Raw genomic sequence first — 18,183 nt, 5'->3', positions numbered from 1 at the left:
CAGGCTATGCGGCGGGGTGGCTCACCACCACCAGTTCCACCAGTGCCCCGCCGGGCCCCAGATTCCGCGGTGACCCCAACCGGGACCACCCCACCAGCCGGGGCCGCCCCAGCCATGGCCGACCCCGCGGCCCCAGCCGTGGCCGCCACCCCAGCCATGGCCGCCACCCCAGCCGTGGCCGCCGGGGCGGTCGGGAATGACGCCGGGGCCACCGTGCGGCCCGGAGGCGGCGAAGCTCGTGCCCGGTCCGGGCGCGGGGGCGGCCTGTGCGACGGGGGCACCGCCGAACAGCAGCGCACCGGCCACCGCTCCGGCCCCCACCGCGCCTGCCGCCGCGCCGCGTAACGATCCCAGTGAAACCATCTTCGGGCTCCTTCCAAACCTTTTACCGCTCACCTCAAAGTTCCTAAATACATTCTTAGCCTAACAATAGATTTCTGCGCAACAATTTTGTCGGCGGCGTCACAAATTCCCGCTAACATACACTGTGCTCAATTGCATATTGGTCGAATTACGCGATATGGGAATTCAGCAGGTACTGAGCGGAGTCGGAATAACAGCAGCTAGACCGCTATCTACTGAGATGCGGAACAGTTCTCAGTAAGTCCGTAGATACCCATCCCAGTATTTGAGCAATTCAGTCAGAGTCGGCCGCGCCAGGAGAAAATAGTTGGATGACCGCGATAATGGCGACCCGGCTATCCATAATTCTGCGATCGGCAGGCCGCCCCGAATCGGCCCGCGAACGCGACCGGTGGACCGCGGACCGGAGACGCGACTCGGGCCCGCATCGGTGAGAGAATCGGGGGCGACGCTGATAACGCTGATTCACTGGTTGGCCACGCAACGGAGGACGATCGCGGCGATGAACCTCAATCCCAGCCACATCGGCCCGAGCGCCGGAACGTTCCGCGCGCACCCGTCGGGCCCCGGTTCGTCCGCCGACGCCACGCCGACCGAGCGCCTCACCGGCATCCCGCAACGCGCCCGGGGCCTGGTCGCCCCACCCGCCGGCGATCAGCAACCGCGCGGCCGGCGGACGCGCCGTACGGTCGACCTGCCGGCGGCCACCCATCGGGCCCTCGACATTTGGCAGCGCGAAGCGGCCGACCGCCTGGGAGTCGCCAGGGTGACCGGGCAGGAGGTCCTCTCCGCGTTGGTGGACCAGCTGTTGGCCGACCCCAAGCTGGCGGCGCAGATCACCCGGGCCATCCAGGAACGCCGCTGACCCGGCGAGCCCGGAGCTAGTCGACCTCCATCTCGCGCAGCTCGCGCTTCAGGATCTTGCCGGTTGGGTTTCGCGGCAGCTCCTCGAGGAAGACCACTTCACGCGGCACCTTGTAGCGGGCCAGGTGGTCGCGCACGTATCCCTTGATGGTGTCCTCGTCGACGCCGGAGCCGTCCTTCTTGACCACGAACGCGCGCAGCCGGTGGCCCCATTCCTTGTCCTCGACGCCGATCGCCGTCGCCTCGACCACCTCGGGGTGCCCGCTGATGAGGTCCTCGACCTCGGCCGGGAAGACGTTCTCGCCGCCGGACACGATCATCTCGTCGTCGCGGCCGCTGACATACAGCAGGCCGTGCTCGTCGAAGTAACCGACGTCACCGGACGACATCAGGCCGTCGATGATCTGCTTGTGCCCGCCGCCGGTGTAGCCCTCGAACGGGAAGGCGTTGCCGACGAAGATCCGGCCGACCTCGCCCTGCGGCTTCTCGTTGCCGTTGTCGTCGAGGATCTTCACCTTTACGCCCTTGACGACCGGTCCGACGGTCGCCGCGTTGCGCTCCAGGTCCTGCGGCCCGGCGATGGTGGCGAACGCGATCTCGGTGGAGCCGTACATGTTGTAGATGACCGGGCCCAGGTCCTTGAGGGCGCGGCTGGCCAGCTCGGCGCCCAGCTGCGACCCGGAGATGAACACGATCTTCAGGCTCGACAGGTCCGGCCGCTTGTCCATCTTCTCGACCGCGTCGAGGATCCGCGACAGCATCACCGGAACCACCACCATGGCGGTCACCTTGTACTTCTCGATGTCTTCCAGGACGTGCGGCGGCTTGAACTTCCGGCGCAGCACCAGCGTGGAACCCAGGAACATGGCGATGGTGCCGTGCAAATACCCGAGCGCGTGGAACATGGGCGCGGGCAACGAGGTCACCTCGTTGGCCTTGAACGGCACGTGCGAGAGGATGCCGCCGACCGGCGCCAGGGTGGGCGGGGTGCTGCGGTTCGCCCCCTTCGGGGTGCCCGTCGTCCCGCTGGTCAGGATGATGATCGACGCGTGCTTGGACGCCTTGGGGGCGGGCTCCTTGCTGGAGCGCTCGATCAGGTCGGCCAGGGTCTCGTCCTTGCTGCCCGACGGCTCGTCCGCGTCGGGGTTGGTGCCCAGCGCGCGCAGGAAGCCCAGCTCCGGCTCGGCTTTGCTGACGGCCTTGGTGTACTCGTCGTCGTAGATGATGAGCTTGGCGCCCTCGCGCTCCGAGACCTCCTTGATCTGCGGGCCGGAGAATTCGCTGTTGAGCAGGATGATGCGGGCACCCACCCGGGCGGCGCCATAGTTGGCGATGAGGAACCAGCGGGTGTTGCGCGCGAGGATCGCGATCCCGTCGCCACCCTTGACGCCCATCTCGATCAGGCCGTTCGCCACTGCGTGGGCGGCCTCGTCGAGCTCCCGGTAGCTGAACTCGCCCTCTTCGTCGATGCATGCGGCGCGGTCGGGGTGGCGCCTGGCGTTGAGCGAGGGCAGCATGCCGAACTCGCCCCACTTGTAGATGTCGTTGGCCATCGCAGCGTAGTTCTGGGGCGGCTCCAGCCGGAAGGCGCCCGCCTCGAAGATCTTGCGCACGTAGTGCAATTCGGCTGAGCCGCGCTCGAGGTACTGCTGAACTTTCGCGACAGCCTGCCCCGGCAGGCCGATGAGGTTTGGCATGGATCCCACCATATGTGACGTCGATCGCATTACAACCGGTATGTACCCCCCGACTTACGATGATGAACATGGTCGGCCCGGATTCGCTGGAGGTGGCCGGACACCGGGTCACCATCACTCATCCGGACAAGGTGGTGTTCGAGGCCCACGGCGGCGCGGCCACGCGCACCAAGCTGGACCTGGTTCGCTACTACCTCGCCGTTGCCGACGGGGCCCTGCGCGGCGTGGCCGGCCGACCGATGATCCTCAAGCGCTACGTCAAGGGCATCGCCGAAGAGGCCGTCTTTCAGAAGCGGGCACCCGCGAACCGGCCGGACTACGTCGACGTCGCCGAATTGCATTATGCGCGAGGAACTTCCGCCGCCGAGGCCGTCGTTCACGACGCCGCGGGGCTGGCATGGGCGATCAACCTGGGCTGCGTCGACCTCAACCCCCATCCGGTGCTGGCCGGCGACCTCGACCACCCGGACGAGCTGCGCGTCGACCTCGATCCGATGCCGGGCGTCTCCTGGCGGGACATCGTCGACGTCGCGCTGGTCGCGCGTGGCGTCCTGGAGGACTACGGCCTTGTCGCGTGGCCGAAGACGTCGGGCTCACGCGGGTTCCACATCTACGCGCGCATCGCGCCGCGCTGGACGTTCCGGCAGGTGCGGTTGGCCGCCCAGACCGTCGCGCGCGAGGTCGAGCGCCGGGCGCCCGATGCGGCCACCAGCCGATGGTGGAAGGAGGAGCGCGAGGGCGTGTTCGTCGACTTCAACCAGAACGCCAAGGACCGCACGGTCGCGTCGGCATATTCGGTCCGGGCCACCCCGGACGCCCGCGTCTCGACACCGCTGCACTGGGCGGAAGTCACCGCGCGCCGGCCCGAAGAATTCACCATGGACACCGTCCCGGCCCGGTTCGCCGAGATCGGCGATCCGTGGGCGGGGATGGACGACGCGGTCGGCGAGCTCGACCGATTGCTAGCGCTGGCCGAGGACATGGGGCCACCCGAGCGCGCGCCGAAGGGGTCCGGCAAGCGCACCGACGGCCGGCGCCAGTCGGCGATGCCGCTGATCGAGATTGCCCGCACCAAGACCCGGGACGAGGCGATGGCGGCCCTGGACACCTGGCGCGGCCGCTACCCGACGGTCGCCGACCGGCTGCACCCGGCCGACGTGTTGGTCGACGGCATGCGCGGGCCCAGCTCGATCTGGTACCGGATCCGGATAAACCTGCAGCACGTGCCGGCCGAGGAGCGACCGCCGCAGGAAGACCTGATCGCCGACTACAGCCCGTGGGAGGGCTACCGGGCTAGACGGTGATGCGGCCCTTACGCAGGTAGCAGGCCCAGGTCACGACGAGCAGGGCGAGGAAGAACCCCACGTAGAACCGCAGCGCGGGCTCGATGCTGCCGAACTGCGACTTCGACCACGCGTAGGCCAGCGGGACGATGAAGCCGCCGAAGGCGCCCACCGACGAGATGACGCCCAGCGCGCCGGCGGCCTGGCGGCGCATGTGCACCATCGTGTCCGGGTCGCCACCGGCGAGCTCGCCCTTGATCGCGAAGATCCGCGAGATCATCCGGTAGGTCGACCCGTTGCCGATGCCGGTGGCGACGAACAGGAACATGAAGCTGGCGAAGAAGACCGGCAGGTTCTTGGCGTTGACCGACCACAGCGCCGCCGCGGCGCCCACGGCGAGCATGACGAAACTGGCGGCGGTGATGCGCGCTCCACCGATCCGGTCGGCGAGCTTGCCGCCCACTGGCCGGATGACCGAGCCGATGCCGGCACCCAGGAACGCCCAGGTCAGGGCAATGTCACCGCGGCCGAAGACGGTCTTGAGCAGCGTCGGGAAGGCGGCCGAGTAACCGATAAACGACCCGAAGGTGCCGATGTAGAGCAGCGACATGATCCAGGTGTCGGCGTGCCGCAGCGACTGCCAGACCGGCTTCACGTCCGCCTTCTCCTCGGCGAGGTTGTTCATGAACAGGAAGGCACACACCGCGGCGACGACGGCCAGCGGCACGTAGAAGAGGCCGGCGCGCGACAGCGCGATCCCGCCCCCGGCGATCACGATCGTCGGGATGACCTTCTGCACGACTGCCACCCCGATGTTGCCGCCGGCCGCGTTGAGGCCGAGCGCCCAGCCCTTGTCCTTCTCGGGGTAGAAGAACGAGATGTTGGCCATCGAGGAGGCGAAGTTGCCGCCCCCGAGGCCGGCGGTCGCCGCGATCGCCAGCAGGACCCCGAACGGGATGCCGGGATGGCTCACCGCCCAGGCCAGCAGCAGGCACGGGATGAGCAGCAACCCGGCCGAGATGGTGGTCCAGTTGCGGCCGCCGAACACGGGGACCGCGAACGTGTACGGCAGCCTCAGGAAAGCACCGACACCGCTGGGGACGGCGACCAGGCACAGGGCCTGGCTGGCGGTCAGCGCCCACCCGGACGCCGACGGGTGAGCGGGATGCCCGGGCGCAGCGGCGGTTGACAGGGCGGTCATGTGAACCACCACGATGCTCCACAACATCCACACGCTGAACCCGACGTGCTCGGCGAAGATCGAGAAGATCAGGTTGCGCCGCGCGATCGGCTTGCCCGTGGTCTCCCAGAATGCGGGATCCTCCGGGCGCCAGTCGTCGATCCAGTGCCCTCCTCGGGGACGCTCGCGCGGCGGCGCCGGCTGGGTAACCGGGCTGGTCGTCGTGGTCATTATGGCTGGCCCCCTATGGTGCGTGCTCTGACCACTCGACGCTAAGGACGCGCTGTTACCGGGCTGGGTGTGCGCAGTTACGCCGTGGATACCAAGAGATCGCAGCCGCCCGCGCGGCACTGTCAGAAAGAATTCCGCCGGCGGCGGGGGCTGGGAGAATGGCCGCATGCAGGCGACCGAGGCGCCCCTGGGTCTGCGGGAGCGCAAGAAGATCAAAACCCGCCAAGCCATCAGGCGGGAGGCTTTCCGTCTCTTCGACGCGAACGGCTACGCGGCGACCACCGTCGAACAGATCGCCGACGCCGCTGAGGTGTCCCCCAGCACCTTCTTCCGCTACTTCCCCACCAAGGAGTCGCTGCTGCTCGCGGATGACCTGGACCCGCTGATACTGGAGGCGTTCGGGTCGCAGCCGGCCCACCTGACCCCGAGCCAGGCCATCCGTCGCGCCTACGAGACCACGATGGCGGGGTTGTCGCCCGAGCAGCAGGAGTTCGAAAACACCCGGCAACGGCTGATCTTCTCGATCCCCGAGCTCAAGGCCGCCCTATACGACGAGTACTACCGCACCGTCACCGTCATGGCGGAAGCGATCGGCGCCAGAATCGGCCGCGCCGCAGACGATTTCGAGGTTCGGGTGTTCGTCGGCGCGATGGTCGGCGCCATGATGGCGGCCTACGACAGCGCGCCCAAGACGGCCGACACCATCTTCCGCGCGCTGGACTTCCTCGACGCCGGCATGCCGCTGGGCTGAGCGGCAAAACCGCGCGGCGGCGCAGGTCGGGGCGCGGAACGCGATAATCTCACGCGATGCAGGGATGGAGTCGACGGGGATTCTTGCAGCTGGCGGGCGCCGCCGGGGCGGCGGGCATGGCCGGGTTGTCCGGTTTTGCCGTGGCGTGTTCGGCGCGCAGGCCCGACGCGAACGCGGCGGGCCCCGCGGCCGTGACGATCACACACCTTTTCGGCGAAACCGTCGTCAAGCAGGCGCCCAAACGCGTGGTCAGCGCCGGCTACACCGAACAGGACGACCTGCTCGCGGTGGGCGTAGTGCCGATCGCCGTCACAAACTGGTTCGGCGACCAGCCGTTCGCGGTGTGGCCGTGGGCCCAGCCCAAGCTCGGCGGGGCACAGCCGGTGGTGCTGAACCTCGACAACGGGATTCCCGTCGACCAGATCGCCGGACTCAAGCCCGATTTGATCGTGGCGGTCAACGCGGGCCTGGACGCCGACACCTATCAGAAGCTGTCCGCGATCGCCCCGACCATCGCGCAGTCGGACGGTGACGCGTTCTTCGAGCCGTGGAAGGACCAGGCCACGACCGTCGGCCAGGCCGTGTTCCAGGCCGAGCAGATGAAGTCGCTGATCGCGGCCGTCGATCAGAAGTTCGCCGACGTCTCGACGAAGAATCCGCAGTGGAAGGGTAAGAAGGCGCTGCTGATGCAGGGCACCCTGTGGCAGGGCACCGTGGTGGCCACGCTGGCGGGGTGGCGGACGGACTTCCTCAACCAGATGGGCCTGGTGATCGCCGACAGCATCAAGCCGTTCGGCACCGATCACCGCGCCGTCATCCCGCGCGACCAGGTCAAAGCGGTGCTCGATTCGGCCGATGTGCTCATCTGGACCACCGAGAGCCCCGACGACCAGAAGGCGCTGCTGGCCGACCCCGACGTGGCCGCCTCGCAGGCCACCGCCCAGAACCGGCACATCTTCACCACCAAGGACCAGGCCGGCGCCATCGCGTTCGCGTCCCCGCTGAGTTACCCCGTGGTGGCCGACCAACTGTCCCCGCTGATCGGCAAGATCCTGGGGTGAACCGGGCCGCGGTGCGGCTGGTTTGAGCGTTCGGTAAGGCACCTCTGGCAGTGCTCGAAAATCTGCCGGAAACCCCTCCCGCCTGCCCCGATCGCAGGGTTACCGTCGGGTAATGAGCGTGACCGGTGCTCCTGTCGACCGGCCGACCGACCTGGTCGGAAACACCGTCCTGGACTACGGCGACCGGGCGCTGATGGTGCAGTGCGGCAGCACCGCCGAGGTGCTGGGCTGGGTGGCGACGCTGCGGAGCGCCGCCCTGCCCGGGGTGGTCGACGTCGTCGCGGCCGCCCGCACGGTGCTGGTGAAGCTCGACGGCCCCCGCTCCCAGGGCGTCGTCCGCCGGCGGCTCCGCACCATGCGGGTGGGCGCCGAGGCGACCGCTCCCGCCGGACGCGGCGCCGACGTGGTGATCGGCGTCGTCTATGACGGCCCGGACCTCGCCCAGGTCGCCGACCACACCGGCCTGTCCGCCGACCAGGTGATCGACGCCCATACCTCCGCCCTGTGGCGGGTCGGATTCAGCGGATTCGCACCGGGTTTCGCCTACCTGGTCGACGGCGACGCGCGGCTACGAGTGCCGCGCCGCGCCGAACCGCGCACCTCCGTGCCCGCCGGATCGGTGGGCCTCGCCGGCGAATTCAGCGCCGTCTACCCACGCCGGTCCCCCGGCGGCTGGCAACTCATCGGCCGCACCGACGCCGCCCTGTGGGACCTGGGCCGATCCGATCCCGCGCTGCTGACGCAGGGCATGTGGGTCCAGTTCCGGGCCGTCTGAGGGAGGAGATCTCCGTGAGCCGCCCCGACATCAGCCTGGAGATCCTGCGCACCGGCCCGTTCGCGGTCGTCGAGGACCTCGGCCGGCCGGGTCTGGCACACCTCGGCGTCGGTGAGTCCGGGGCGGCCGACCGCCACGCGCACCGGCTGGCCAACCGGCTGGTCGCAAACCCGGACGACTGCGCCACCGTTGAGGTGACGTTCGGCGGGCTCGCGGCGCGGGTCCGCGGCGGCGACGTCGACATCGCGGTGACGGGCGCCGACACCGACCCCACCATCAACGGAGTCAAGTTCGGCACCAACAGCATTCACCGCGTGCGCGACGGACAGGTGATCGCGCTGGGCGCCCCCCGCGCGGGACTGCGCTCGTACCTGGCGGTGCGCGGCGGCATCTGCGTGCCACCCGTGCTGGGCTCGCGCAGCTACGACGTGATGTCGGCGATCGGTCCGGCGCCGCTGCGGCCGGGCGACCGGCTGCCGGTGGGCGAGCACACCGACGCCTACCCCGAGCTGGACCAGGCCCCGGTGGCCGCCCTCACCGGTGATGTGGTCGAGCTGTCGGCGGTGCCCGGGCCACGGGACGACTGGTTCCTCGATCCCGATCTGCTGGTGCATACGGACTGGGTCGCGTCCGACCGGAGCGACCGGGTGGGGATGCGGCTGGTCGGCCGCGCGCTGCAATACCGCTACCCCGACCGTCAGCTGCCCAGCGAAGGCGCCACCCGCGGCGCGATTCAGATTCCCCCCAACGGTTTACCGGTGATCCTCGGACCCGACCACCCGCTCACCGGTGGCTATCCCGTCATCGGGGTGGTGGTCGACGACGACGTGGACCGGATGGCCCAGGTGCGGCCCGGCCAGCGGGTGCGGCTGCATTGGGCACGACCGCGCACGCCCGCCGCCGCCGGCGCTCATGCGGGCGCCGGTCCCGCTGCGACCGCCTGGTAGAAAGACGATCGTGAGCGCACCGGTACACACCGCCCGCCTGGTGCACACCGCCGACCTCGATGCCGAAACGCGGCACGGCGTGCGCCAGATGGTCACCGCGGCGTTCGGCGGGGAGTTCACCGACGACGACTGGGAGCACGCGCTGGGCGGCATGCACGCCCTCATCTGGCTGCACGGGGCGATCATCGCCCACGCCGCGGTGGTGCAGCGCCGCCTGATCCACCGCGGGAGCGCGCTGCGCTGCGGCTACGTCGAGGCGGTCGCGGTCCGCGAGGACTGCCGCGGCCAAGGCCTGGCGCACGCCGTGCTCGACGCCATCGAACAGGTCATCCGTGGCGCCTACCAGATTGGCGCCCTCAGTACGGCGACCGCCGGGGTGTACGCGGCGCGTGGCTGGCTACCCTGGACGGGTCCCACCTGGGTGCTGACGCCCGACGGGGCGGCGCGCACGCCCGACGACGACGGCACGGTGCTGGTCCTGCCGATCGGGATCAGCCCCGACACCTCCGCCGAGTTGATGTGCGACTGGCGCGACGGCGACGTGTGGTGAGGCGGCGACCACATTGACACCGAATTGGCATCGGCGTCCAAGCAATTTGCCACACGAGATGTAGTGCAACTCACACAAAACCGTGGACGGGCGTGAAATCACTTGCGCCGAGCGCGATCTCTCGCCTCAATGCCGATCAGACCCCGCCCCGCGGGCCAAACGGATTGCCCTTCAGGGATTTACCAGATAACTCCGATTCAACTTACAGGCGATTCAGGTCGTATTCAGTTGACGGCGTTCTGCGCGAAATGTGAGCATCGAATTGTACGGCGGGGCATGCCTCTTCGCTGCGTGGCGCCGCGTCGCGCCACGCTCTCAACCACTTTCGCCCGTTTCGTTGCGGGTGGCAACCGGGAGCGTCCGCGAAGCCCCCGTGACAGGGTCAGCCCGTCGACGAAAGGTGACGATCCCATGGGCCGCAACCACCGCATCGCGGACTGGAATCCGGACGACGCGGCCGCCTGGGAGGCAGGCAACAAGACCATCGCCCGTCGCAACCTGCTCTGCACGGTGGCGGCCGACCACGTCGCCTTCTCGATCTGGACGTTGTGGCCAGTGATGGCGTTGTTCATGCCAGCGAACGTCTACGGCTTCTCGGCCGGCGACAAGCTGCTGCTGGGCGCGGTGGCCACCCTGGTCGGCGGTTGCGCGCGCATTCCGTACACGTTGGGCATCGCCGCGTTCGGCGGCCGCAACTGGACCACCTTCTCGGCGTTCGTGCTGTTGATACCGACCGTCGGCACGATCGTCCTGCTGGCCAATCCGGGCCTGCCCCTGTGGCTTTACCTGCTGTGCGCGGCGCTCACCGGACTCGGCGGCGGCAACTACGCCGCCTCGCTAGCCAACGTCAACGCGTTCTACCCCGAACGGCTCAAGGGGGCTGCGCTGGCGGTGAACGCCGGCGTCGGCAATCTCGGCGTGGCGGTGATCCAGCTGGTCGGTCTGCTGGTGCTCGCCACCGCCGGTCACGAGGCGCCGTACTGGGTGTGCGCGGTCTACCTGGTCCTGTTGGCCGTCGTCGGTGTCGCGGCGGCGGTGTTCATGGACAACCTCCACCACGGCACCGAGCTCACCACCATGCGTTCCATCCTGTTCGAGCGGGACACCTATGTGATCTCGCTGCTGTACATCTGCACCTTCGGGTCGTGGATCGGCTTCTCCTTCGCCTTCGGGCAGGTGATGCAGGTGAATTTCCTGGCCAACGGCGAAAGCGCAAAGCACGCCGCGCTGCATGCCGCGCAGATCGCCTTCATCGGGCCGCTGCTGGGTTCATTGGCCCGCATCTACGGCGGCCGGCTGGCCGATCGCAAGGGCGGCAGCCGCGTGACGCTGGGTGTGCTGGCCGGCATGATCCTGGCCGCCGGGCTGCTGGTCACCATCAGCACCTTCGACGGACATGACGCCGGGGCCCGCTCGACCAGCATGATCGGCTACGTCACCGGCTTCATGGTGCTGTTCGTGCTGTCCGGGATGGGCAACGGGTCGGTGTTCAAGATGATCCCGTCGGTGTATCAGGCGCGCAGCCGCACCCTGGCTGGCAGCGAGGCCGAACGCCGCCAGTGGTGCCGCGCGAAGTCGGGATCGCTCATCGGCATCTGCTCGGCCGTCGGCGCGCTCGGCGGTGTGGGCATCAACCTCGCGCTGCGCCAGTCCTACCTCAGCACCGGCACCGAGACGTCGGCGTACTGGATGTTCCTGGCGTCGTATGTGGTCGCCGCGGCGTTGACCTGGATGCTCTACGCGCGGCGTCCCGCCGTCGCCGCGGGCCTGCCGAGCCCCGCTATCGACACCGAGCCCGTGCGAGTGTGATGGTGTTGGTAACGGGGGCAATGCGGCGGCAATTGCCGGGTAACGAAACCGAAACGTCCCAGGCCTACACAGGTCATATGGGGGCCCAGCAGCCGAAGCCGGCGCCACTGACCGGTTACCGCATCGCGGTGACGTCGGCCCGGCGCGCCGAGGAGCTATGCGCGCTGCTGAGCCGCCACGGGGCCGAGGTCTGCAGCGCGCCCGCGATCAACATGATCGCCCTGCCCGACGACGACGAGCTGCAGAGCAACACCGAGGCCCTGATCGCCGAACCGCCCGACATCCTGGTGGCCCACACGGGTATCGGCTTTCGCGGCTGGCTGGCCGCCGCCGAGGGATGGGGACTGGCCGGCCAGCTCCTCGGGGCGCTGTCGTCGGCCCGGATCGTGTCGCGCGGGCCGAAGGCGACCGGTGCGCTGCGCGCCGCAGGACTGCACGAGGAGTGGTCCCCGGACTCCGAATCGTCCCAGGAGGTACTGGAATATCTGCTGGGGTCGGGCGTGTCCGGGATGCGGATCGCCATCCAGCTGCACGGCGCCGCCGACGCGTGGGACCCCTTTCCGGAGTTCCTCGGTGGGCTACGCGCCACCGGGGCCGAAGTGGTGCCGATCCGCGTCTACCGCTGGAAGCCAACGCCTTTGGGCGGCGACTTCGACCAGCTGGTCACCGGGATCGCGCGGCGCCAATTCGACGCCGTCACCTTCACGTCCGCACCCGCGGCGGCGGCCGTGCTCGAGCGCAGCCGGCAGCTCGACATCGAGGAGCCGCTGCTGCAGGCGCTACGCACCGACGTGCACGCGATGTGCGTCGGCCCCGTCACGTCCAAACCGCTGATCCGCAAGGGCGTTCCCACCTCGTCGCCCGAGCGCATGCGGCTGGGCGCACTGGCCCGGCACATCGCCGAGGAGCTGCCCCTGCTGGGGTCGTGCACGGTCAAGGCCGCGGGCCACTCGGTGGACATCCGCGGAACCTGCGTGCTGGTCGACGGGTCGATCAAGCTGCTGTCCCCGTCCGGCATGGCGGTCCTGCGCGCGCTGGCGCAGCGGCCCGGATCCGTCGTCGCCCGCAATGACCTGCTCCGCGTCCTGCCCGGCAATAGCAACGACCCGCACGCGGTCGACACGGCCGTGCTGCGGCTGCGAACGGCGTTGGGCGACAAGAACATCGTCGCGACGGTGGTCAAGCGCGGCTACCGGCTCGCGATCGACGACCAGGCCGGTTCCCCATGGCACTGATCCTGGCCGCGCACGGCACCCGCAGGCCGGGCGGCGTCGCGATGATCGGAGACCTCGCGGCGCGCGTCGCCGCCACGCTCGGCCGCTCGGTGCACGTGGCGTTCGTCGACGTGCTCGGACCCACGCCCAGCGATGTCCTGGCGCACACCGACCCCGGCCGGCCGGCGATCGTGGTGCCGGCGTTCCTGTCCCGCGGCTACCACGTCCGGGCCGACTTGCCGGCGCACGTCGCGGCGAGCGGGCACCCGAACGTCGTGGTGACCCCGGCGCTGGGGCCCGACGGCCAGGTCGCCCGGATCGTCGGCGACCAACTGATGCAATGCGGTTGGCGCCCAGGCGATTCCGTTATCCTCGGGGCGGCCGGCACTTCGGACCCCCATGCGCGCGCCGACCTGCATGTCACGGCCACCACGCTGTCCGCGCTGGTGGGATCGCGGGTGCGGCTGGGCTTCGCGGCGACCGGCGAGCCGCACATCGACGAGGCAGTCGCGGCCGCTCGGCGCGACGGCGCGCGCCGCGTCGTCGTCGCCTCATATCTGCTGGCGGACGGCCTGTTTCAGGAACGACTGCGCGCCTGCGGCGCCGACCTGGTCAGCGAGCCGCTCGGCATCCACCCGGGCTTGCCTCGGCTGCTAGCCAGTCGGTTCCGCCGGGCCATGCCCGTGCCGGCGGCGCCGCGGCATGCGACCCGCCGGCCCAGCCGGCGGCGCGCCCAGGGCCCGCACGCGCTACCGAGTGCCGCGTCGCACGCGACCGCCACAACGGGGCGCGCCGACGCTCGGGACGCTTGATCTTTGTTCCCAACCGGGCAATCCTGGCACCATGGCCCGCCGCCGAGAGCCGTCGCACGGCATCCTTGATCCGGTCGCGAAAATGCTGCGGTTGCCCTTCGGCACACCGGAGTTCATCGACCGCATCGTTACCGGAGGGGCCAATCAGGTGGGCCGCCGGACCCTACATATGCTGATCACCACGTGGGACGCCGCCGGCGGGGGTCCCTTCGCCGCCAGCGCCGTGGCGTCCACGGGGATGGCAAAAACCGCCGAGGTGGTGCAAAGCATGTTCGTCGGACCGGTTTTCGGGCCGCTGCTCAAGGTGCTGGGCGCCGACAAGGTCGCCGTGCGGGCGTCGCTGTGCGCGTCCCAGCTGGTGGGTCTGGGGATTATGCGCTACGGCGTTCGGTCCGAACCCCTGCACTCCATGTCGGTCGACGCGCTCGTCGACGCCATCGGCCCGACGATGCAGCGCTACCTCGTGGGCGATATCAGCTAGCCGGCGATCCGGCCGACCTGGACGATCCCTTCGGCGGTGACGCGCGCCAGATAGACCGGAACCGAGAAGCTCGGATCGTCGAGGCATTCGCCGTCATCCAGCGAGAAAGCCTGCTTGAGGATCGGCGACTGGACCGTCACCCGTCCGCCGCGGTCGCCCACGATACCGCGCGAGAGCACCGCCGCCCCGGAGAACGGGTCGATGTTGCCGACCGCGCGCACCGAGCCGTCGTCCAGCCGGAACAGGGCCGCCTGGGAGCCGTCGTCGAGGAGCACGCCGACCCCCCGGCCCGGGATCAGACGGTCGTACTCGCAGGCCGTCGTCCACACCGCAATGTCGTTGAGAAGCGTCATGATTCCCCCCGCAGCTCGTACCCGCCTCGTATCCGCGGCATACCAATGGACACCGGGATCTTGCGACCCGCGTGCTCGGTGAATGCCACCGTCGTATCGATTTCGTCCGGGGCGTTGACGAAGGAGACGAACCGCGACAGCTTGTCCGGGTCGTCGAGCACGCCCTTCCACTCGCACTTGTAGTTCTGCACGTGCCGTTCCATCGCGGCCTCGAATTCTTCGGCCAGGCCCAGCGAGTCCTCGCACACCACCTCGCGCACGTGGTCCAGGCCACCCTCGAGCGAATCCACCCAGGGCGCCGTGCGCTGCAGGCGGTCGGCGGTCCGGATGTAGTACATGATGAACCGGTCGACGTAGCGGACCAACGTCTCGGTGTCGAGATCGCTGGCCAGCAACTGGGCGTGCTTGGGCGTCATGCCGCCGTTGCCGCCGACGTAGAGGTTCCAGCCTTTTTCGGTGGCGATGACGCCGACGTCCTTGCCGCGGGCCTCGGCGCACTCGCGCGCACAGCCCGAGACGCCCATCTTGAACTTGTGCGGGGCCCGCAGGCCGCGGTAGCGCAGCTCCAGGTCGATGGCCAGCTGCACCGAATCCTGTTGGCCGTAGCGGCACCAGTCGGTGCCGACGCAGCTCTTCACGGTCCGCAGCGCCTTGCCGTAAGCGTGCCCGGACTCCATGCCGCCGTCGACCAGCCGTCGCCAGATCTCCGGCAGCTGGTCCACCCGCGCGCCGAACATGTCGATCCGCTGGCCCCCGGTGATCTTCGTGTACAACCCGAAGTCCTGCGCGATCTGACCGATCAGGATCAGGTGCTCGGGCTTGATGTCACCACCGGGCACCCGCGGCACCACCGAGTAGCTGCCGTTCTTCTGGATGTTCGCCAGGAAGTGGTCGTTGGAATCCTGCAGCGAGGCTTGCTCACCTTCCAGGATGTGGTCCGAGCCGGTGGAGGCCAGGATGGACGCCACGACGGGTTTGCATATATCGCAACCCTTTCCGCGCCCGAAACGCTCCAGCAGGCCGGAGAAGGTGCGGATCTCGGTGGCCGAGATGATCTCGAAGAGCTCCGCCCGCGACTGGCTGAAGTGCTCGCAGAGCGCCTTGGATTGCTCGACGCCCTCCGCCTCCAGCAGCTGCTTGAGCAGCGGAACGCAGGAGCCGCAGGACGTGCCCGCCGCGGTGCACGACTTGAGCGAGGGCACGTCGGCGCAACCGTCGGCGATCGCGCACTTCAGGTCGCCCTTGGTGACGTTGTTGCACGAGCAGATCTGCGCCGAATCCGGCAGCGCCCCAACGCCCAGCGCCGGAGCCTCGCCGGAAGCGGGGGCGATCAGCGCGAGCGGATCCCCCGGCAGCTCGCTGCCGACCATGGGTCGCAGCACCCCGTACGACGAGGCGTCGCCCACCAGCACGCCGCCGAGCAGTGTCTTGGCGTCGTCGGAGAGCACCAGCTTGGCGTAGGTCCGGTTCACCGCGTCGTTGATGGCGACCTCGAGGCAGTTCTCGGTCGCCCCCATCGCGTCACCGAAGCTCGCCACGTCGACGCCGAGCAGCTTGAGCTTCGTCGACATGTCCGCCTCGCCAAATTCGGCGGCGCCGCCCAGCAACCGGTCCGCCACCACCTCGGCGGAGGTGTAGCCCGGCCCGACGAGGCCATAACAGCGGCCCCCGATCGCGGCGACCTCACCGACCGCGTATATGTCGGGATCGCTTGTCCGGCAGGTTAAATCAGTGAGCACACCACCCCTCGGAGCGAGCTCCAGTCCGGCGGTCTTCGCCAGTTCGTCGCGCGGCCGGATGCCGGCGGCGAAGACCACCAGGCCGGCGTCGATGACCTCGCCGTCGGTCAGCCGAACCTGCACCGACGCCATGCCGTCCGAGTCGCCGACCGTTTCGATCGATTCGGTGCCCGCCCCCACGTGCACCGCGATCCCCAGCTCGGACACCATCCGGGCAAGCAGCGCGCCGCCGGCCTCGTCGATCTGCTGGGCCATCAACCGGGGCATCATCTCGACCACGTGCGTCTGCAAACCGAACTGGCGCAACGCGTTAGCGGCCTCCAGACCCAGCAGCCCACCGCCGATGACCACGCCGGCGGGGGTGCGACCGGCCTGCACCGTTCGCTGCGCGTCGGCGCGGATGGCATCGAGGTCGTCCAGCGTCCGGTAGACGTGGCAGGCCGGCAGGTCGTGGCCGGGCACCGGTGGCACGAACGCATAGGACCCGGTGGCCAACACCAGGGTGTCGTAACCATGCCGCTGGCCGTCGGCGGTGACCACCGACTTCCCCTCGCGGTCAATTTCCGTCACACGCATGTTCAAGACCAACTGGACGCGTTCGTCACCGTCGTAGTCGTTGCCCGGCAGCGCCAGCAGGCGGCGATCCCAGCTCTCGGTGTAGGAGGTAAGCCCCACGCGGTCGTAGGCCGCGTGGGCCTCCTCGGCGAAAACCGTGATGCGCCATGATCCCCCGGTGTCGCGGGCGCGCAGCGCCTCGACCAACCGGTGACCCACCATGCCGTGACCGACTACGATGATGTGACGGACCGCACAGTGGGCGCGCGAAATCCCGTCTGTAGTCATGGGATTGAAGGTTAGGCGCCGGAAATTAACGCGGTTTCGCCCTATGTGACGGCCGCATGACGGCGGGCTCACATCTCACACGGGCGCCTGTGAAGATGTTCGCCGCGGGCGAACGGCCGAGTGGAACTTAAGCGTGACCGGCTCATGTTTGTACAAATAGCCGACCGGTAAGGCGCCGGTCACAGCCAACTCACAAGGAAGCATAAGGAGACATCCATGAGCAACCTCGCATTGTGGTCGCGGCCCGCGTGGAACACCGACCGGTGGCTGCGCGACTTCTTCGGCCCCGCCACGTCGGCGGACTGGTTCGCGCCCGCCACCGCGGGCTTCACGCCCGCCGCCGAGATCGTCAAGGACGGCGACGACGCGGTGGTACGCCTGGAACTGCCGGGCGTCGACGTCGACAAGGACGTCAACGTAGAGGTGGACCGTAAGAACGGGGCGAGTTACCTGGTAGTCCACGGCGAGCACCGCGACGAGCGCGCGGACGAGCAGGAAGGACGCACGCTGCGCGAGATCCGCTACGGTTCGTTCCGCCGGTCGTTCAAGTTGCCGGCGCACGTCACCGGCGAGGCCGTCACGGCCTCTTACGACGCGGGGGTCTTGACCGTCCGGGTCGCTGGTGCGTACCAGGATGCGGCCGGGCAGCAGGCGCAGCGCATCGCCATCACCAAGTAGCAGCCGCACACGAATCCGGCGGGGCGGCCGGTTTGCCGACCGGGAGTCCCGAACGGCGGGCAAGCGCCAGCCGGTGTTTGCTCAAGGCGTTGCGCAATCGGACGTGCCTGCGTGCGGGCTGTGCTGTGGATATTATCGGGGGCGTACTGTGATCCGAGACACCGTCTTCGTGAGGAGCGCCCTTGTCCACCACGACTGAACTCGCCGAGCTGCACAACCTGATCGGCGGCCTGCGGCGGTGCGTCGGCTCCTTGCGCGCGCGCTACGGCGACAGCCCGGCAATGCGGCGCATCGTCATCGACGCCGACCGGATCCTCTCCGACGTCGATCTGCTCGACACCGACGTGTCCGAGTTGGACCTGGCGCGCGCCACCGTGCAGCAATCCGGCGAGAAGATCGTCATTCCCGACACCCAGTACGACAGCGCCTTCTGGCGCGATGTCGACGACGAGGGTGTCGGGGGTCACAGCAGGCACTGACAACCAAACCCCCCGAAAGCGGGGGGCCCCTTCCTGTGTACCCTTCGACCAACAGCCCGTTCGAAGAGGAACA

The 18,183-nt window shown here is 68.9% G+C and carries 18 protein-coding genes; 13 read left to right on the top strand and 5 right to left on the bottom strand.

Features of this window, described 5'->3' with window-relative positions:
* Nucleotides 1-21: 21 nt before the first annotated feature.
* Nucleotides 22-363 (bottom strand): hypothetical protein, encoded by a 342-nt coding sequence (locus SKC42_RS20425; protein WP_330966094.1) that lies wholly within the window; start codon nt 361-363, stop codon nt 22-24.
* 502 nt (nt 364-865) lie between these two features.
* On the opposite strand from SKC42_RS20425, the gene SKC42_RS20420 reads away from it, so the two are divergent.
* On the top strand, nt 866-1,228 hold the full coding sequence (locus tag SKC42_RS20420) for an ATPase (protein ID WP_330966093.1): 363 nt from the start codon (nt 866-868) through the stop codon (nt 1,226-1,228).
* 16 nt (nt 1,229-1,244) lie between these two features.
* Here SKC42_RS20420 and fadD2 read toward each other — a convergent pair whose 3' ends face one another.
* On the bottom strand, nt 1,245-2,924 hold the full coding sequence (gene fadD2 / locus SKC42_RS20415; protein ID WP_330966092.1) for a long-chain-fatty-acid--CoA ligase FadD2: 1,680 nt from the start codon (nt 2,922-2,924) through the stop codon (nt 1,245-1,247).
* A gap of 59 nt (nt 2,925-2,983) precedes the next feature.
* Between fadD2 and SKC42_RS20410 the strand changes: the two genes are divergently transcribed.
* Nucleotides 2,984-4,228 (top strand): DNA polymerase domain-containing protein, encoded by a 1,245-nt coding sequence (locus SKC42_RS20410; protein WP_330966091.1) that lies wholly within the window; start codon nt 2,984-2,986, stop codon nt 4,226-4,228.
* Here the strand turns inward: SKC42_RS20410 and SKC42_RS20405 are convergent.
* Nucleotides 4,218-5,618, bottom strand: a complete 1,401-nt coding sequence (locus SKC42_RS20405; protein WP_330966090.1) for an MFS transporter — start codon at nt 5,616-5,618, stop codon at nt 4,218-4,220. The genes SKC42_RS20410 and SKC42_RS20405 overlap by 11 nt on opposite strands.
* A gap of 166 nt (nt 5,619-5,784) precedes the next feature.
* Here SKC42_RS20405 and SKC42_RS20400 point away from each other — a divergent pair, with 166 nt between their 5' ends.
* The 9 genes from SKC42_RS20400 (at nt 5,785) to SKC42_RS20360 (ending at nt 14,018) form a co-directional block, all read left to right on the top strand.
* On the top strand, nt 5,785-6,369 hold the full coding sequence (locus SKC42_RS20400) for an acyl-CoA-like ligand-binding transcription factor (RefSeq protein ID WP_330966089.1): 585 nt from the start codon (nt 5,785-5,787) through the stop codon (nt 6,367-6,369).
* Between the two features lie 56 nt (nt 6,370-6,425).
* Nucleotides 6,426-7,430, top strand: coding sequence for an ABC transporter substrate-binding protein (locus SKC42_RS20395; RefSeq protein ID WP_330966088.1), 1,005 nt, complete (start codon nt 6,426-6,428; stop codon nt 7,428-7,430).
* A 112-nt stretch (nt 7,431-7,542) separates the two neighbouring features.
* Complete coding sequence (locus SKC42_RS20390; RefSeq protein ID WP_330966087.1) at nt 7,543-8,205, top strand: 5-oxoprolinase subunit B family protein; 663 nt, start codon at nt 7,543-7,545, stop codon at nt 8,203-8,205.
* 29 nt (nt 8,206-8,234) lie between these two features.
* Nucleotides 8,235-9,152 (top strand): 5-oxoprolinase/urea amidolyase family protein, encoded by a 918-nt coding sequence (locus SKC42_RS20385; RefSeq protein WP_330966156.1) that lies wholly within the window; start codon nt 8,235-8,237, stop codon nt 9,150-9,152.
* 10 nt (nt 9,153-9,162) lie between these two features.
* The gene (locus tag SKC42_RS20380; protein WP_330966086.1) at nt 9,163-9,702 is read left to right on the top strand and encodes a GNAT family N-acetyltransferase; all 540 of its coding nucleotides are present in this window, start codon (nt 9,163-9,165) and stop codon (nt 9,700-9,702) included.
* 411 nt (nt 9,703-10,113) lie between these two features.
* Nucleotides 10,114-11,511, top strand: a complete 1,398-nt coding sequence (locus SKC42_RS20375) for a nitrate/nitrite transporter (protein ID WP_330966085.1) — start codon at nt 10,114-10,116, stop codon at nt 11,509-11,511.
* 77 nt (nt 11,512-11,588) lie between these two features.
* Nucleotides 11,589-12,746 (top strand): uroporphyrinogen-III synthase, encoded by a 1,158-nt coding sequence (locus tag SKC42_RS20370; protein ID WP_330966084.1) that lies wholly within the window; start codon nt 11,589-11,591, stop codon nt 12,744-12,746.
* Nucleotides 12,737-13,537 carry a sirohydrochlorin chelatase gene (locus SKC42_RS20365; RefSeq protein WP_330966083.1) on the top strand — a complete coding sequence of 267 codons (801 nt, stop codon included), beginning with the start codon at nt 12,737-12,739 and terminating at the stop codon, nt 13,535-13,537. Before SKC42_RS20370 ends, SKC42_RS20365 begins: the two co-directional genes overlap by 10 nt.
* Nucleotides 13,538-13,568: 31 nt before the next feature.
* The gene (locus SKC42_RS20360; RefSeq protein ID WP_330966082.1) at nt 13,569-14,018 is read left to right on the top strand and encodes a TetR/AcrR family transcriptional regulator; all 450 of its coding nucleotides are present in this window, start codon (nt 13,569-13,571) and stop codon (nt 14,016-14,018) included.
* Here SKC42_RS20360 and nirD read toward each other — a convergent pair.
* Nucleotides 14,015-14,371 carry a nitrite reductase small subunit NirD gene (gene nirD / locus SKC42_RS20355; RefSeq protein WP_330966081.1) on the bottom strand — a complete coding sequence of 119 codons (357 nt, stop codon included), beginning with the start codon at nt 14,369-14,371 and terminating at the stop codon, nt 14,015-14,017. The two genes, SKC42_RS20360 and nirD, sit on opposite strands and share 4 nt — an antisense overlap.
* Entirely contained in the window at nt 14,368-16,953 is a 2,586-nt protein-coding gene (gene nirB / locus SKC42_RS20350; protein ID WP_330966080.1) for a nitrite reductase large subunit NirB, read from the bottom strand. The genes nirD and nirB overlap by 4 nt, the downstream gene beginning before the upstream one ends.
* Before the next feature lie 216 nt (nt 16,954-17,169).
* Between nirB and SKC42_RS20345 the strand changes: the two genes are divergently transcribed.
* Together SKC42_RS20345 and SKC42_RS20340 are read left to right on the top strand one after the other, a co-directional pair.
* Nucleotides 17,170-17,631: an Hsp20/alpha crystallin family protein gene (locus tag SKC42_RS20345; RefSeq protein ID WP_330966079.1), complete on the top strand. Its 462-nt coding sequence runs from the start codon at nt 17,170-17,172 to the stop codon at nt 17,629-17,631.
* Between the two features lie 182 nt (nt 17,632-17,813).
* Nucleotides 17,814-18,110, top strand: coding sequence for a hypothetical protein (locus SKC42_RS20340; RefSeq protein ID WP_330966078.1), 297 nt, complete (start codon nt 17,814-17,816; stop codon nt 18,108-18,110).
* Nucleotides 18,111-18,183: the final 73 nt, after the last annotated feature.

Origin of the sequence: Mycobacterium sp. 050134 (assembly GCF_036409085.1) — a bacterium.
In the GTDB taxonomy this organism is placed as follows: Bacteria; Actinomycetota; Actinomycetes; order Mycobacteriales; family Mycobacteriaceae; genus Mycobacterium.
This window is presented reverse-complemented; position numbering and strand designations above follow the sequence as displayed.